This window comes from Shigella sp. FC1544, from assembly GCF_001722145.1.
GTDB classification, from domain to species: Bacteria; Pseudomonadota; Gammaproteobacteria; order Enterobacterales; family Enterobacteriaceae; genus Escherichia; species Escherichia coli.
Map to the genome: position 1 here is coordinate 1 of NZ_MECT01000430.1, position 478 is coordinate 478.

At 45.8% G+C, this 478-nt stretch carries 2 tRNA genes and 1 rRNA gene; all 3 read left to right on the forward strand.

Annotated elements, in window-relative coordinates:
- Positions 1-55, forward strand: a 16S ribosomal RNA gene (locus BGK49_RS17590); the annotation flags it as partial.
- Between the two features lie 68 nt (positions 56-123).
- Positions 124-200 (forward strand) — tRNA-Ile (locus tag BGK49_RS17595).
- 42 nt (positions 201-242) lie between these two features.
- Positions 243-318: transfer RNA gene (locus tag BGK49_RS17600), tRNA-Ala, on the forward strand.
- Positions 319-478 lie beyond the last annotated feature (160 nt).

The window sequence follows — 478 nt, forward strand, 5'->3', positions numbered from 1 at the left end:
GGTGAAGTCGTAACAAGGTAACCGTAGGGGAACCTGCGGTTGGATCACCTCCTTACCTTAAAGAAGCGTACTTTGCAGTGCTCACACAGATTGTCTGATGAAAATGAGCAGTAAAACCTCTACAGGCTTGTAGCTCAGGTGGTTAGAGCGCACCCCTGATAAGGGTGAGGTCGGTGGTTCAAGTCCACTCAGGCCTACCAAATTTGCACGGCAAATTTGAAGAGGTTTTAACTACATGTTATGGGGCTATAGCTCAGCTGGGAGAGCGCCTGCTTTGCACGCAGGAGGTCTGCGGTTCGATCCCGCATAGCTCCACCATCTCTGTAGTGATTAAATAAAAAATACTTCAGAGTGTACCTGAAAAGGTACACTGCGAAGTTTTGCTCTTTAAAAATCTGGATCAAGCTGAAAATTGAAACACTGAACAACGAAAGTTGTTCGTGAGTCTCTCAAATTTTCGCAACACGATGATGAATCG